The sequence below is a fragment of the Diaphorobacter sp. LR2014-1 genome (genome assembly GCF_002916785.1).
Taxonomy (GTDB): Bacteria; Pseudomonadota; Gammaproteobacteria; order Burkholderiales; family Burkholderiaceae_C; genus Diaphorobacter; species Diaphorobacter nitroreducens.
Map to the genome: position 1 here is coordinate 124012 of NZ_MTBE01000009.1, position 14466 is coordinate 138477.

Genomic DNA, 14466 nt, shown 5'->3' on the forward strand with positions numbered 1-14466 from the left:
GCAGCGGCTTTTTTGATATTGGCGGAGTGGACGCGAGAGACGCCTTGATCCGGTAGCCGCCAGCATCCGCCAAAAGCCCAATGCCGACAACGGGTTAGCGCGTTGAGTCGGCCGCTTTCCGCCAGGATCTTCCGCGATTGTGGCACGGTTTTCTGTGAGTCGAATTGTGAGTTCAATCGACCCCCATGAAAGCCAAAAACCCTAAAACCATCCAAGACCAAATCGACCAGGCCGCCTGTGGCACGTCCCGCAAGCTATACCGCATCAACGGCGCTGAGTTCCTGTTGCAAGTCACGCCCAAAGGGGTGAAGTCCTGGTGTTATCGCTACACCCTGAACAACAAGACCCGCGTCATGGGACTTGGCCCCGTGCATCGCATCTCTTTCGACGAAGCCACCAAGCGGGCACGCAAAATTCGCGTGCTGCTGGATGACGGCATTGACCCGCTGGCCGAGCGTGACCACAAGAAGGCAGAGCAAGCCCTGAGCAAAACCTTCAAGGAGTGCGCGGCAGAATTCATCCGCAGCCATGAAGCGGGCTGGAAGTCCGCGAAGCACACCGCACAGTGGTCGGCAACGCTGGAAGCCTACGCTTACCCCACTATCGGAGACTTGGCGGTACAGAACATCAAGGTGGCACACGTCAAGAAAGTCATCGAACCGATCTGGCGCACCAAGAATGAAACCGCCGAGCGGGTTCGATCTCGCATCGAGAAGGTTCTGGCGTGGGCCACCGTACATGGCTATCGAACCGGCGACAACCCGGCACGATGGTCAGGCTACCTCAGCGAAATCTTCCCCAAGCGAGCCGCTGTGCGCAAGGTGAAACATCATCCTGCACTGCCGTATTTGGAGCTACCTGCCTTCATGCGCCTGTTGGAAAACACCTCAGGTCGAGGGGGATGGGTGCTGCGCTTCTTGATCCTGACCGCCACTAGAACGACCGAGACGCGAGCCGCCGAATGGTCGGAAATCGACATGGAGGAACGTCTGTGGTGCATTCCGGCAGAGCGTATGAAGGCATCACGTCCGCACCGTGTCCCGCTGTCAGAGCCAGCGATGGAAATCCTGCGCTACATGAAGGCCGTCAACGATGCACATCCCACGCCGTCGAAGTACGTCTTCAACGGCCAGACCTGGGGCAAGCATCCCTCGGAGGCCATCATGTTGATGCGACTGAAACACATGGGCCGCACCGACATTGTTCCGCACGGTTTCAGAAGCACCTTCCGGGACTTCGTGGCGGAAAAAACCGACTTCCCCCGTGAAGTGGCGGAGGCTGCGCTGGCGCATGCACTGCAAGACAAAACGGAAGCTGCCTACCAGCGCGGTGACTACCTTGAAAAGCGCCGTGAACTGATGACCTTGTGGGCCAACTTCTGCATGTCCGGTTAGACATCCGCCGGGATCGACCGTCGATTGCCTTTGACCAAAACCGTGCTATAGAATTTCCTCCATGAACTGCAAAGCGGGTACAGCAGTTCTACAGTTCGGATGAACTGTCGGGTGTGACGCACAGCTCCCTCGTCACCTCCGCCACCCCTCTTGTGCCAAGTTCCTTGGTAACAAAGAGGTGCATCAGTCGCTACCAATGCGCAGGCGACCATGCACAAAGAATGCCGAGCAACCGGGCTTCTCTGTGTGTAGATGATTTGGTCAAACCCCTCTAGAACTTGAACCATTACCCGAGACGTTTCTCGTCTCTCCCCGTGGGTCGTGGCTCTCTTTTGGAGATGATCCATGTCCATCAACACATTGAAAGTAGATGTCCAAAGCGCCCTGACTCAGAAAAATGATCGCCTCTTGCGCGATGCCGAAGTTCAAAAACTGACTGGCGTGCGCAAGACTCGCCGCTCCGACCTGATGCGCGACGGCAAATTCCCGCAGCCCATCAAAATCTGTGGAGGCCGCACGAATTACTGGCTGGCATCTGAAATCGAAAAATTCATTGCCGACCAGGTCGCCTTGCACCGCACCGAACAGGCTGAAAAGCTGGCTCAACTCGCCAGTGACCCCTTCAACGTTCTGATGAGTGCCTTGGCAGGCAAGCCAAGCCAGAACTCGCAAGGGGCCTGCGATGCGTAAGCCCAGCACCCCCAAGAGCACCGAAGGCTTTGATACCCCGAGCCTGCTGCGTCCCAAGCGCCGCAAAAGCATTCCCTTGCTGGAATTCATGCGCGAGGACTTCCCCGATGAAGACCCCCTGCTGGGAAAAGTCATCACCCACGGATCAACCGGCATGTTGTCTGCACAACGTGGTCTGGGCAAGTCGCTCCTGGCTTTGCACGTTGGATATGCCGTTGCAGGCGGCAAGATTCTCAAGCCGTGGGGCCGCGGCATTGGTGGCGTCGTCGTTTACCTTGACGGCGAGATGCACAGTCGCACCTTGCAAAAACGCCTGCGGCAGATCAGCAACCGCGACAGCAAGCCAGTGACCCGAAAGATGGTGGAGCAAAACTTCCACATCATTGGCCGGGATGCTTTCGATCACGTCATCGGCTACATCGACAGCGAGGACGATCAGGCGTTCATCGAATCCATGCTGCCCGATGATTGCCGCCTGCTGATCGTGGACAACCTTTCGGCATGGACGAGTTCTGCCCGCGAAGACGGCACCGCCTTTGCCCCGATCAAACGCTGGCTGGCCCACTTGCGCACCAAGGGCATTGCAGTCCTGCTGGTTCATCACACCGGCAAGAACGGCAGCAGCCAGCGCGGCACCAGCATCCATGAGGACTTGCTCGACTACTCCATCCTGCTGCGCGAGGACAAATCGGGCAAACCCAAGAACGGCACCAGCTTTCTGCTGGAGCACACGAAGTTGCGCGAACTCCACCCGGACATCCCAAAGGTGTGCCGCTATACATTCACGACCGATCTGACTACCGATGTCATGGATCACCGCTATGAAGATGGCGAAAGCGATGCGGTCAGCGAGGACGATGCAGCGATTGTCGAACTACTCAAGGAAGGTCTTTCCGGCAAGGAGGTCGCCGAGAAACTGGACGTTTCAACCTCTGTTGTCAGCCGTGTGAAGACGGCACTCTCGGACGAGTTGCGTGCCGAGATCGAAGCGGCTCAGGCGATTCGTTCGGCGGCCAAAAAGTCGGGCAAGGAGCCGTCATGATGGATTGCTTGCTTGCAAACACTAGCGCACGCAATCCTGAAATCGGGGCGAAGACCCCGCATTCACAGGCACTTTGCCATGCGCAGAGCGACCTTATTCATACCGCGCAAAGCCAACGCCCAGAAAAAGGCAAAGATGCTGCGAGAGTCGTCACGGAGACTGCGGAGGATATCGCCGATGCTGCGGGAGCCGAAACCTCGAAACGCGGAGGCCAGCGATTTCGCCCACTATGTAATGAGCGCACTTTCACCATCGGACATGGCCATGTGGGGTACATCGTCACCCATCAGATCGTTGGGGGCCGCACCGAATCGGCTCAGCGGGAGGTGTCGCCATGACCGACTCCGTCAAGCTGTGCGTGGACCTGCGCTCGATGCCCGAGGATGCCCGTCGTGAAGTGGAGGTTCACCATGCGCGAACCCAGGACAAGCGTGATAGCTATATAGGTGAACGCTACCCCAAGGCGATCACCGTCACCAGCCCACTCAGTGGCACCGGCATGGAGCTGAAAACGTTTTGGGAGGATGCGAAGCCGCGCTTCGTGCAATCCCATATCGTTGCGGCGCTGAACCTCCCCAATGCGCTCACTGGGCACAACTGCGAGCACGGAACCAGCATTTTTGCCGCTGGCGAGGCTGGGCTGGAACTTCTCAAGCACCGCATGGTCTGCGATGGCGTCCCTGGGGCTGCGGTGGATATGTTGACGACCCATCATGTCTCGCTGCACGGGGCTACCATTACCTACCTACTGTGTTGTGCCGACGAGAAGCAAGCCAACGCCAACGTGCTGAAAATGAAGGCTGCGCTGCGCATCTTGGGCTACGTGCCGACGGGAAACGACTCCACGAACGAGACCTTCGACGTGCCGCGCAATGGGTATGTGATTACGGTATATCACAAGACCGATTTCAGCCACTGCATCTTCTCCAATGAGGACTTGGCCGAAACACTCAAGGCCCGTGCCCGCTGCATTATTCGCATCGAGGTCTATATGCAAGGCCACTTCCTGCGTGAACGCGGATTGGATGCATTGGAAAGCTGGCGAAACGCCTACGCGGAGGGTCGGTACGAGGCCATCTTTAACGAGCTGGTGCGTGGACTGTTCAAGCTGGATGTGGTGTTGCGCCACAAGGCCCCGCGCAAAGAGGCTTTGAAAAGCCTGACCGCTACGGAGCGCGAGATTGTTTTGGCCTACCTGGCCGGGACACCCCTTGACGCGCTTCCCGCCATCAAAGAAGGTGCCACCGCAGATGCCCGCAGCAAGATCAAAAGCAAATGGAAGAAGACCATCCGCGACAAGCTGCGCATCGACATCACGATCCCATGGGAGCAACACCAGAAACTGCACCACGCCGATATGGATCGTTTGGTACGGTATCCCGGTGACTATCACCCGGACGCGGTCACTGTAGCGGAATGTTTCTGTCAGGAGAACTGGCCGAAGCTGCGGAAACGCCTTAGAAAGCTCCGCAGCGATAAGGCGGCTCGCCCAACTACCGCATGAACCGGCGGCAGCCATGCCGCTACCGCTCAAAACCGGCAAGCAACACTTGCAGGCTGTCGGCATGGCAATTTCGACATTGTTTCAACATCGAAAGGAGCCGGACATGCTGGTCAAAGTCTGCAAGCACGGGAATAGCCTGAGCATCAGGCTTGGGGCGTACGTCACCCGAACCGCCCGGATCAAGTGCGGGGATTGGGTCGATGTGGTTTTGCTGTCCAGTGGGGAGATTCGCATCACGCCCAAGACTGGGCCCGAGCCGCTTGAGACCGATGGTGAGGCAGCGCCAACCGATCTGGCTCCTGCCATCGACGAGGAGCGTTGGTGATGCGGGCCACTGACGATGCCCGCCAGAAACACTGGTTCGACGGACATACCCCACAAGATCACATTCGGGATGCGGCGCACCTGCTGGCGCGGCTGCTCATGCTTTTGACATCCGCTAGCTGTCTATGATGCAGACTCGTATGCTGTTACGCTAGACAACCGAAACCGAGAGGGAGGAATTTATGAAAAAAATCCACATGTTTGTGGACAACTCGAATGTCAAGATTGAAGGTGCTCGCCTTGCATACGCTAAGCGTCATCGAGGCGGGGTGCGTGGCAATGAGGTGGACAACTCATATGAGATTGACTGGGGTAAATTTCTTCACCTGGTTAAAAGTCGTGGCAATCGGCTTTCTGCCCAGGTTCCAGTCCTTTACGGTTCTCGCCCTCCCCCAGACGATTCGATTTGGGCCGAAATTCGCAGTGAGGGTTTTGATGTCAGGCTCTTTGATCGGAACATCCGAGATAAAGAGAAGGGCGTTGACATGGAAATGGGCATGGATGTGGTCGAGCGCATCATGACCATTAACCCGCCAGAAACGATTGTGATCGTCGCTGGCGACGCGGACTTTAAAGGGGTTGCCGACAGGGCAATAAAGAGGGGATGGGAAGTTGAGATCTGGTTCTGGGGCAATGCGGCTCAAGAAATGCAGAACGTCGCAACCTATATCAACCTTGATGTCGTTTTCAGAAGCCGACTGCACGGAATATCAGGAGTCGGCTGCACTACTTCTTACGGGCACGTTCCATGTGCAGAACGGCGTCAAGCAATGCCATTGAATCGCAGGCGTCAGAGGCGTAGACCGTGCGAGTCCCTGAGTCAGAGGACACCATCACGAATTGGTCGGGTGTGCGCTCTGTACTCCGGGGAGCTTGCCGCTTGGAGCGGTAGGCTCTACACACCTCTCTCTTTTCGGCAAGCTGCTGGCCGATCTTCTTCCAGTCAAAGAGGTGGTCGGGATACAACCGGCGCATGTCGCGCTTGTCCTGCGGCGTAATCGTGTAGCTGCGAATACGCATGATGTTGAAATTGCTTCTGCCGACTTTGACCGTCAGATAGCAAAAGCCCTTTCTGGTCGTGACGAACGCGCTGCTTTGCTTGCGGCTCATCGTTGCTCGCTTCCGCCTTGCAGCGCGGTGTACAGGGCCGTCTTGCTCACCTTGAGCCGCGTAGCAGCTTCCCGGACGTTCAGCCCATTGGCGATATGCTCCCGCGCCCGCTGCAACTTGTCGGCGGTGACAACCGGCCTGCGTCCGCCCTTGCGCCCGCGTGCGGCGGCAGCAGTCAATCCGGCTTTGGTGCGCTCGCGGATCAGGTCGCGCTCGAACTGGCCCAGGGCACCGAACACATGGAAGATGAGCCGTCCGCCCGGCGTCGTGGTGTCTATGTTTTCGGTCAGCGACCGAAAGCCGACGCCCCGCGCTTCCAACTTGCCGACCGTCTCAATCAGGTGTGGCAAGGAGCGGCCTAGCCGATCCAGCCGCCAGACGACCAGCACATCGCCATCGCGCAGATAGGCCAGCGCATCGGCCAAGCCGGGACGGTCGGCCTTGGCCCCGGAAGCCGTGTCCTCGAACACCCGTTCGCAGCCCGCCTTGTGCAGCGCGTCGGTCTGCAAGGCAGTGTCCTGTTCCGCTGTCGATACCCGCGCATAGCCGATGAGTGCCATTGCCGCCCTTTTGTCCGCCATTCCGTCCGTCTATCTTATTGTCCGTCATCCCGTTGCGCAAGGTGTTTTCGGACAGGCGTCCGGCTTGACCGTCTAATGATCGTTTTACGGACAGGGCGGCGCATTGGAACAGCGAACCGACTTAAGCCGGAACCCCAGATTTTTCCGGCCAGTGGCTAACGGTCGTGTCGCCGCCACCATCTGACGGCTGGCGTCAGCCGAAAAGCTCGCTATGCGAGCCAAGCCGCGCCAGTCGCAGAGTGTCGGAATCGGACTTGCGGTAAATCAGCAGCAGGTCGGGCTTGATGTGGCACTCGCGGTAGCCCGCCCAATCGCCGGAAAGATCATGGTCGCGGTGGCGCGCGTCCAACGGCTGATCGGTCGCCAGCGCGAGCAGCACCGGCTTGAGCGCGTCATCGAGCGTGGCACGGTGCTGTCCCTTGGCCTCGCGCTTGAAATCGCGCTTGAACGCGGACGAACGATCAATCGTCCGCATGCAGGTCTGCCATTAGGTTGTCCACGCTGGCGAACTTCTTGCCCTTGCCCGCTTCCAGTTCGGCAATCGCCTTTTTGGTCGTGGCGTTGGGCACCTTCACGTCAAAAGGCAAGCGGTGCTCATCGGCGATGCGCAGCATCAACAGGCGGATGGCGTCGGAAATCGACAAGCCCATTGCTTCGAGTGCGCTGGCGGCGCGTTCCTTGGTGTTGGTGTCGATGCGGGCGCGGACGTAGGTGTCGGCTGTAGTGCTCATGGCAATTCTCCGGGAATGGTTCAAACACCCATATTGTAGTCACAATGCGACCACATAACAAGGCCGCATCGTGCAGGGGAGTTCTGAGCAATTCCGGTTCTTCGCGGCGCTTCGTGTATAGGACTGCTGACGCGGCCCGTTCAGAAGTCGGCTGCACACCGGGCGGCCAGCCCCGTGAACTGGTGCAGTCGTCTTCTGAAAATGACACTTGACAAGGCTTTTGACTACCTAAAAAAGAACGGCGGGGTTCCTCTTCCACCTGCCATGTGAGCACGTTCTAAAACTGCTGTAGGCCTTCTGTTACGCGGCTCTTTCCCGGATGGCAATGATGGTGGCCCTGCTGATCTGGTAGCTCGCTGCCATGCTGCTGACCGTCGCCCCTGCCGCAAGGGCTTTCCGAATCGCACGCTGCTGGTCGGGAGTCGTCTTGGATGGTCGCCCCATGTGCGTGCCTGCCGCACGGGCGCGGGCCTGACCGGCTTGGGTGCGTTCAATGATGAGGTCTCGCTCAAAGTCGGCCACCGCCGCCAGCATCTTGACCATCAACGCGCCAGCGGATGAAGTCAGGTCGAGGTTGCCAAGCTGCAAGACCACCAGCCGGATGCCCTCGCGCTGAAAACGCTCTACGGTCTGCTGCACGTCGATGGAGTCCCGGCCAATGCGGTCGAGCTTGGTCACGACCAAGGTATCTCCCTCATCCATGCGCTCCAGCAACCGCTGAAATCCGGGACGCTGCGCTGCTGGCACCGAGCCGGAAATCTGTTCTTCAATGAATCGCTTCGGGGCAATGTCGTAGCCCGCCCGTGCGATCTGCTCGCGCTGGTTCTCGGTGAGTTGTTCCACGGTAGAAACCCGCGCATAGGCGAAAACGCGCTGCAAGCCACCGGCAGCGGTGTCGGAAAGTGGTGTCGGCATGTTGGTATGTGTTGAAAATGGTCGGGGGCTATGTTTTCAACAGCCCCCGATGGGGTGTCAGAAAGTGACCACTTGTTGACGTGGCAGCGAAACCATCGGCAACCATCAGAACCTGGCTTGGGAGGCCGGTTCGACTTTGGCCGGGGCGTAGTCGGCGGTGTAGTGCCTGCAAGCCCGTGTCAGCACCAGCAAGGCAGCCGCGATGTCTGCGGTTTCGGCCATGAACCAGCCCAGAGCTTCGATGGTGTCGCTGCCAATCTCGCTGCCCACTTCGGGGGATGCGTGCGCCAGAATCACGCCCAAGGCAGACAAACCCTGCTGGATGGTGTTCATGAACGTTTCGCAGTTCTCGGCCAGTGCCAGCAAAAGCGCCGCGTCTGCAGCTTCGTAATCGACACTGCGGTCTGGCTGGATCGGCAGCAAGGGGAGTTGATGCAGCAGGTCACGCGCTGGTCGCATGGTGGAAACATTCGCGCCCATTCAATAGTCCTCCGGGCGCAAGACGGTCGTGACTGACCGATCCCATTCGGTGATGACCCAAATCTTGATGGGTTTGCCAGCGTGACCTTTCGGGGCAATGTCGAACGAAGAAAAGACGCGGGCTTCACCTTGGAGAACAGCGGCCAAATTTGCGTCACGATCCGACTTGCACATCTCCTGCCAGTCACCAGTCAGGTGGCGGTGCAGCAACTCCGGCACAGATGCACCGTGCTCCTGTATCAACGCCAGCGCGGCGGGCGTGGCTACGACTTGGCCCGGTGAAAACAAGACCGGTGCGTCCAAGTCGATCTGCTCGGCGCAAAGGGTATGCGGCTCAATGCCTGCAATGGGGTGGGAGGGGTGGCGAGATTTGCTCATTGCTGGTGTCCTTGAATAGAGGTTCAGCCGCATGAGTGCGTGCCAGAAACGAAAAAAGGCCACGACGAATGCCGTGGCCTTTTGGATGGATGAGGGGAATTTGGAGTCTGACTGCCGCAACTCACACGGCGCGGCTCGCCGCCGCCGTCATGGCAAGCGGTGCCGTGTCAATACTTTGTCGTGAATCGACGGCTTGTGTCCAGCCGGAAAAAACTTTGCGGCAGACATGCCTAAAATAATCTGGCTTGATAAGAAACCACCAGTCACTCCTGAAATATTGATACTCAGGGACGTGCCCATATTTTCAATGCCAACGGAAATAGCTCTTTGGCTCGCATGGTGATTTGCTGCTCATCCCAGACATCCTTATCCCCAAACTTTTGAAAATAAGCGTTGAGTGTCAAGAGGCTGGTCGTCACGATCTCGCTACGTTTGACGGAGAACGCTTCATTGCTCAATGCGGAATTAAAGTTCTGAGTAACCAGCGTCAAGTTCCCGATGCTGTGGAGCAAACGCTTGCGGTTCGCAATTATTTCAGCGTCTACAGTGACAAGAGGCCAGTTGGTTTCCCACTTCTGGGGCATCACGTGCTCTACGCTCAAGCCATCAGGCAAAGCCAGTAACTCTTGCTTAGAAGAACGCTTTCCAAGCTCCAACGCTTCCAGAATTGCTCGAACTTTGCCGGTATTCCCTCCTTTGTACTGCGCACGGAAACACCAGCCTTGCTCAAATTCCGCATTGCTAGGCCAATTCTGAGTTTCTCCTGACAAGTCAAGCAGTTTGGCACGCAGGGCATCTGGCGATGTTTCCTTCTCCTTGGACAATTCTGCTAGGAGTTTTGTCGTAAAGATACGGTTATAGCCTTTACTTGTAAGACCACAGACAAATCGACGCACAACATAGGACTCCAAGTCCCCGAGCACTTGATCCATTTCTTCTGATTCTGGATCGTGGTGCTCCAAGAAATAGAACACAACGGGCGTCAGTGTCGATGTGTCCAGCAATTGCATTCGGCGACAAAACAGGCCAAGCCGGGATGTCTGATTTGGCAGAAGGAAAGTCTCAAAGTGTTTTGCCGTGCTGGTAATACGTGCCAACTCAAACTCTGTTCCCTTGCCAGACGACTCCCACCAGCCCTTGAACTCCTCAAATACATGCGCGACCTTAAGATCCTCACACTTGCGCAGTGACACATAGTTGTAAAGAAGTAGATCTAAGCGAACAGATTTCAGCCGACCTTGCCGGGCCTCCTTTCGCCAGAACCTTTCGCCCTCTTTCTTGGCATTCTCCGCAGGCTTTTCATCGAAAGCCTTCCAGTGAGCATCGTACAAAGCATCAACGTCTTCACGTTTGCGGGTTGCCTGCAAGAAAACGAAATTGCGGATCAGGTCGCTCGGCAATAAGGGAGCGCCACGCGCATTCAAGGTCTCGAAGATAATTTGTGGGTCGTCCTCATCATCCAACTCCAAGGACATAACTTGGAAACCGTCGCGCAAGGTTTCATAGAGCAAATGAGCGCGATCAGCTTGAAGCGGAAATTCTGCCCGAGGGGGCGCAACTGCATTGTCCTTCTCAATGGATCGAATGACTTGATCGGCGATGGTGGGCTCTGCTGAGCCATCCTCGCCCAGAGCCTCATTGAGCAACTCATCCAGTTCATCTAACGGCTCTGCCGAACTGTCGTCATATCGGACACCACGTAACTGTGCAGCAAGCAAAGCATGCAGAAATAGATACGCCTGCACCATTAGTGGGCGTTCATATCGTGCCTTTTTGGGGCCTTTGACCGGGAACCGATCACACACCGCCTCGATACTTCCTGCATCGGACAGTGCCTGCATGACATCGCGACCTACATTGGTTGGCCAAACTTTCAGATGATGACCACGTTCACGGTATTTCCCAAGGTTGCGAGTTAAGGTTTTCAGGCTGTAGTCCAGCCCCTCGTCCTCCAACGGTTTGACCACATCACGGAAAGCCAGAAGAAGGATTTGCAGTGTGGTGATACGTTGCTGCCCATCAATCACTTCACGGGTGGGAATGGTGTCTGCACTGCCACCTTTGGCGCTACCCACCACAACAGTCCCAAGGAAATGCTTGCGTAGAGCGCGGAGCTTTTCAGCACCGCCGACTTTTTCCGCATCAGCCTTGAAGGCTGCAATCGCATCCATGCGATCAATCAAATCTTCCCACAACGGAAATATCTGTTCAGTCAGCGTCCAGACATAGCCCCGCTGAAACAACGGAATGAGATATTGGGAGCGATCTTCAAAAAGCCGAAGTATCGAAAGTTTATCTGGACGCAATTATTTCCCCTGAATCAGCTTCTACAGGTGCCAAGCCCAGCCGGGCAGCACGAAGTCATCAGTTTATTGGCTTCTTGATCCATTCAGCAATCTGGCTGATCGCTTCGCGCTCGAAATTTGGGAAGCCATGCCAGTGTTGGCCCGCGCATTCGTCGCCAGTCGGATTCGCCCCGCCGTCCACCACCATCAACTTCTTGACGGGCGCGTTGCTCAGCCCCTTGATGATGTAAGGAGCCTCGCTGGCCTGGCAGTGCTTACAGGCATCTTTGGCATGATGGTAGACCAGCACCGGAAGGTTGATTGCCCCGAGGTCTTGGCGCGGCACCGCGCCCGGTGTTGCGAAGCGCACCACACTGGAGGTCAGCACCAGTCCTGCTATGGCCGGGTCATGGACGTTGATCGCCATCGCGGTTGCGGAGACAGTGCCGCGACTGGTGCCCACGATCCAGACCGGCACATCGGCCTTGCGCTTCACGAACTCCAGCACCTTGGCAACGTCGGTCATGTGCTTGGGTTCGGTTCGCTCCGTCCAGCCCAGTTCTTCCATGTCGTTGGGGCGTCCAAAGATCGCGACGTTGAAGCCGTTGGCAAGGAAGTACGGCGCGGAGCGCACGAGGAAGTTACCTCCAGTGGCCTTGCCGTCCTCGAACTTGCCGAAGCCCCCGCCACCACCAGGGAACAGGAACACGGTGGCTTTGGCATCGGGCGCGGCTTCCCAGAACAACGTGGTCACGACACTATCACGGGTGGGCACCTTGAACAGCACGCCTTCGGCATGGGCAACTGCCCCCAAGACAAGCAAGGCCAACACAACGAAGAATCGTCTGTACGTAGCCACCTCAGTTTGCCCCCGTCACCTTAGGCCGCCCGACCAAAATGTTCCAGTCATCAAGCCCATGGAACTTGGCCTTGTCGAAGCTGAACGCGATGCCTTTGATGTCGCCCGCAGCGTCGGCGTAGAACCGAATGTGGCCTCGACCGACACCTTTGTAGTTCGGGCTCGCCACGCTGCCGCGCTGTTTGCCCTTAGCCTCGTTTTCGTCACGTAAGGCGGCATCGCTCACAAATCGGGTGTCGTCGCGGCTTTTGGCTTCCTGAGACGTGTCGATGATGGTGACTTCGTACTGATCTAGGCCATCCACCAGAGGCTTGCGGGGCCTCTCCAGCTTCACGGGTGGTGAATCAATGAACAGTATGTGTCCTGGAAGGGTGTGGATGACCTTCTCCGTGTAAAGCCAGGCTGCTACGTCGCCCGGTTTGATGTCCGTCACTTTCATGATGCGGGTGAAAGCCTCTTCCTTCTCTATGCTGGGGTGCCAGTCGAAGATGCTAAATCGGGTTTTGAACTTCTTGGTCTTTAGCTGTTCGAGCACCCCGGACTTGGCACGCCGGAACATGTCTTCCACGAAGCCGCCGCAATCCGTTGCCACCACGTATTCGGAAGCGAACAGGTCACCCGGCATTCGGGTGTAGATGTTGCGGTTCGAGTAGCTGTTGTTCTCCTGCTTGGTGTTGGTCACAAAATCGCGGGCAAGCCGGAGATGCTTGGGGACTGCTGCATCTTGGGCCAATGCGACAAACGAAGACATGCACAAGGCGGTGGCCACCAGCGATTTAGAGCTTGTCAGAAATTTTGTGTGTGAGGCATAGCATGTCGACAAGGAGCATGAATGCCACGCAAGACCAAACCCACCGCTTTGGCGGACCAGGCGGCACAGCCGCAATTTCACATCCCGGCCGAGCTGCTTGACCAGTTGGTGACCGGGCCCATGACGCCGGGCCAAGTCCAAGGGCTGTTCGATCAGTTCAAGAAGTCAATTCTTGAGCGGGCGCTGGGCGCCGAGATGAGTCATCACCTAGGCTATGCGCCCGGCCAAGCCAAGCCCACAGGCGGATCAGCCAACCACCGCAACGGCAAGAGCACCAAGACCGTACTGACCGATGTGGGGGCGCTGCGCATCGATGTCCCACGCGATCGCGAAGGCAGCTTCGAGCCGCAGCTCATTGGCAAGCACGAGCGGCGCTTTACGGGTTTCGACGACAAGATCATCGCCATGTACGCACGCGGCATGACGGTGCGCGAGATCCAGGGTTTCCTGGCTGAGATGTACTCGGTGGACGTCTCGCCCGAGCTCATCAGCCGTGTCACCGATGAGGTGATGGGCGAGGTCACGGCCTGGCAGACACGGCCGCTGGAGGCGATGTACCCGGTGGTGTTCTTCGATGCGCTGCGGGTCAAGATTCGCGAGGATGCGGTGGTGCGCTCCAAGGCCGTCTACCTGGCGCTGGGCGTACTGCCTGACGGCTCGCGCGACATCCTGGGAATCTGGATCGAGAACACCGAGGGGGCGAAGTTCTGGATGAAGGTCTTCAACGATCTGAAGACGCGCGGGGTGCAGGACATCCTGATTGCCGTCACCGACGGCCTCAAGGGCATGCCAGAGGCGCTGGGCGCAGTGTTCCCGGCGACGACGCTGCAGACCTGCATCGTGCACCTGATCCGGGGTGGCCTGGACTTTGCGTCATGGAAAGACCGCAAGGCGCTGGCCGCAGCCATCAAACCCATCTACACCGCGGTGAGCGCCGAGGCGGCCGAGGCCGAGTTGGATGCGTTTGCGGCCGGCCCCTGGGGGCAGCGGTTCCCGACCGTGGTCAGCGCCTGGCGCCGGGCCTGGGACAAGGTCATCCCGTTCTTCGCCTTCCCGCCCGAGGTGCGGCGCGTGATCTACACCACCAACGCCATCGAGAGCGTGAACGCACGGCTGCGCAAGATCATCAAAACGCGCGGCCACTTCCCCAGCGACGAGGCGGCCACCAAGCTGATCTGGCTGGCGCTGCGCAACATCACCGCGGACTGGGGGCGGGCGGCCAACCACTGGAAATCAGCGATGAACCAATTTGCGATCCTCTACGAGGACCGATTTACCAGATCGGGCCAGTAAGATCACCAAGCCGCCTCACGATTGAGTGACGGATTCAACAGCCTCACACACAGAAATCCTGACACTCCC

General features: G+C 57.7%; 18 protein-coding genes. 7 read left to right on the forward strand and 11 right to left on the reverse strand.

From position 1 onward, the window contains the following. Positions 1-185 precede the first annotated feature (185 nt). The 6 genes from BV908_RS09695 (at position 186) to BV908_RS09715 (ending at position 4955) form a co-directional block, all read left to right on the forward strand. Positions 186-1394 carry an integrase arm-type DNA-binding domain-containing protein gene (locus BV908_RS09695; protein ID WP_103737994.1) on the forward strand — a complete coding sequence of 403 codons (1209 nt, stop codon included), beginning with the start codon at positions 186-188 and terminating at the stop codon, positions 1392-1394. A 345-nt stretch (positions 1395-1739) separates the two neighbouring features. After that, a complete protein-coding gene (locus tag BV908_RS09700) occupies positions 1740-2084 on the forward strand; it encodes an AlpA family phage regulatory protein (RefSeq protein ID WP_084002085.1) in 345 nt (114 codons plus the stop codon). Further along, the gene (locus tag BV908_RS09705; protein WP_047351438.1) at positions 2077-3126 is read left to right on the forward strand and encodes an AAA family ATPase; all 1050 of its coding nucleotides are present in this window, start codon (positions 2077-2079) and stop codon (positions 3124-3126) included. Before BV908_RS09700 ends, BV908_RS09705 begins: the two co-directional genes overlap by 8 nt. Next, a complete protein-coding gene (locus BV908_RS22180) occupies positions 3123-3464 on the forward strand; it encodes a hypothetical protein (RefSeq protein WP_146052246.1) in 342 nt (113 codons plus the stop codon). Before BV908_RS09705 ends, BV908_RS22180 begins: the two co-directional genes overlap by 4 nt. Further along, positions 3461-4630: a hypothetical protein gene (locus BV908_RS09710; RefSeq protein ID WP_047351439.1), complete on the forward strand. Its 1170-nt coding sequence runs from the start codon at positions 3461-3463 to the stop codon at positions 4628-4630. Before BV908_RS22180 ends, BV908_RS09710 begins: the two co-directional genes overlap by 4 nt. A gap of 13 nt (positions 4631-4643) precedes the next feature. Further along, complete coding sequence (locus tag BV908_RS09715; protein ID WP_047351440.1) at positions 4644-4955, forward strand: hypothetical protein; 312 nt, start codon at positions 4644-4646, stop codon at positions 4953-4955. A gap of 292 nt (positions 4956-5247) precedes the next feature. Here the strand turns inward: BV908_RS09715 and BV908_RS22735 are convergent, their stop codons facing one another. The 11 genes from BV908_RS22735 to BV908_RS09770 all read right to left on the reverse strand — a co-directional run bounded on the left by BV908_RS22735 (position 5248) and on the right by BV908_RS09770 (position 13062). Continuing rightward, a complete protein-coding gene (locus BV908_RS22735) occupies positions 5248-5658 on the reverse strand; it encodes a hypothetical protein (protein ID WP_246867483.1) in 411 nt (136 codons plus the stop codon). 22 nt (positions 5659-5680) lie between these two features. Then, positions 5681-6064, reverse strand: coding sequence for a hypothetical protein (locus tag BV908_RS09725; RefSeq protein WP_103737995.1), 384 nt, complete (start codon positions 6062-6064; stop codon positions 5681-5683). Next, a complete protein-coding gene (locus tag BV908_RS09730) occupies positions 6061-6624 on the reverse strand; it encodes a recombinase family protein (RefSeq protein WP_058165502.1) in 564 nt (187 codons plus the stop codon). The genes BV908_RS09725 and BV908_RS09730 overlap by 4 nt, the downstream gene beginning before the upstream one ends. A gap of 214 nt (positions 6625-6838) precedes the next feature. Next, positions 6839-7120, reverse strand: a complete 282-nt coding sequence (locus tag BV908_RS09735; RefSeq protein ID WP_060986098.1) for a type II toxin-antitoxin system YafQ family toxin — start codon at positions 7118-7120, stop codon at positions 6839-6841. After that, positions 7107-7376, reverse strand: coding sequence for a type II toxin-antitoxin system RelB/DinJ family antitoxin (locus BV908_RS09740; protein WP_060986097.1), 270 nt, complete (start codon positions 7374-7376; stop codon positions 7107-7109). Before BV908_RS09740 ends, BV908_RS09735 begins: the two co-directional genes overlap by 14 nt. A gap of 300 nt (positions 7377-7676) precedes the next feature. Beyond that, the gene (locus BV908_RS09745; protein WP_234305577.1) at positions 7677-8291 is read right to left on the reverse strand and encodes a recombinase family protein; all 615 of its coding nucleotides are present in this window, start codon (positions 8289-8291) and stop codon (positions 7677-7679) included. Between the two features lie 105 nt (positions 8292-8396). Next, entirely contained in the window at positions 8397-8771 is a 375-nt protein-coding gene (locus tag BV908_RS09750) for a hypothetical protein (protein WP_146052247.1), read from the reverse strand. Continuing rightward, the gene (locus tag BV908_RS09755; protein WP_246867484.1) at positions 8772-9149 is read right to left on the reverse strand and encodes a hypothetical protein; all 378 of its coding nucleotides are present in this window, start codon (positions 9147-9149) and stop codon (positions 8772-8774) included. A 284-nt stretch (positions 9150-9433) separates the two neighbouring features. Beyond that, entirely contained in the window at positions 9434-11455 is a 2022-nt protein-coding gene (locus BV908_RS09760) for a DUF262 domain-containing protein (RefSeq protein ID WP_103737997.1), read from the reverse strand. A 58-nt stretch (positions 11456-11513) separates the two neighbouring features. Continuing rightward, on the reverse strand, positions 11514-12263 hold the full coding sequence (locus tag BV908_RS09765) for an alpha/beta hydrolase (protein ID WP_246867485.1): 750 nt from the start codon (positions 12261-12263) through the stop codon (positions 11514-11516). Positions 12264-12294: 31 nt separating this feature from the next. Beyond that, entirely contained in the window at positions 12295-13062 is a 768-nt protein-coding gene (locus BV908_RS09770) for a hypothetical protein (protein WP_172751381.1), read from the reverse strand. Positions 13063-13125: 63 nt separating this feature from the next. Here BV908_RS09770 and BV908_RS09775 point away from each other — a divergent pair, with 63 nt between their 5' ends. Next, positions 13126-14397: an IS256 family transposase gene (locus tag BV908_RS09775; protein WP_047350851.1), complete on the forward strand. Its 1272-nt coding sequence runs from the start codon at positions 13126-13128 to the stop codon at positions 14395-14397. Positions 14398-14466: the final 69 nt, after the last annotated feature.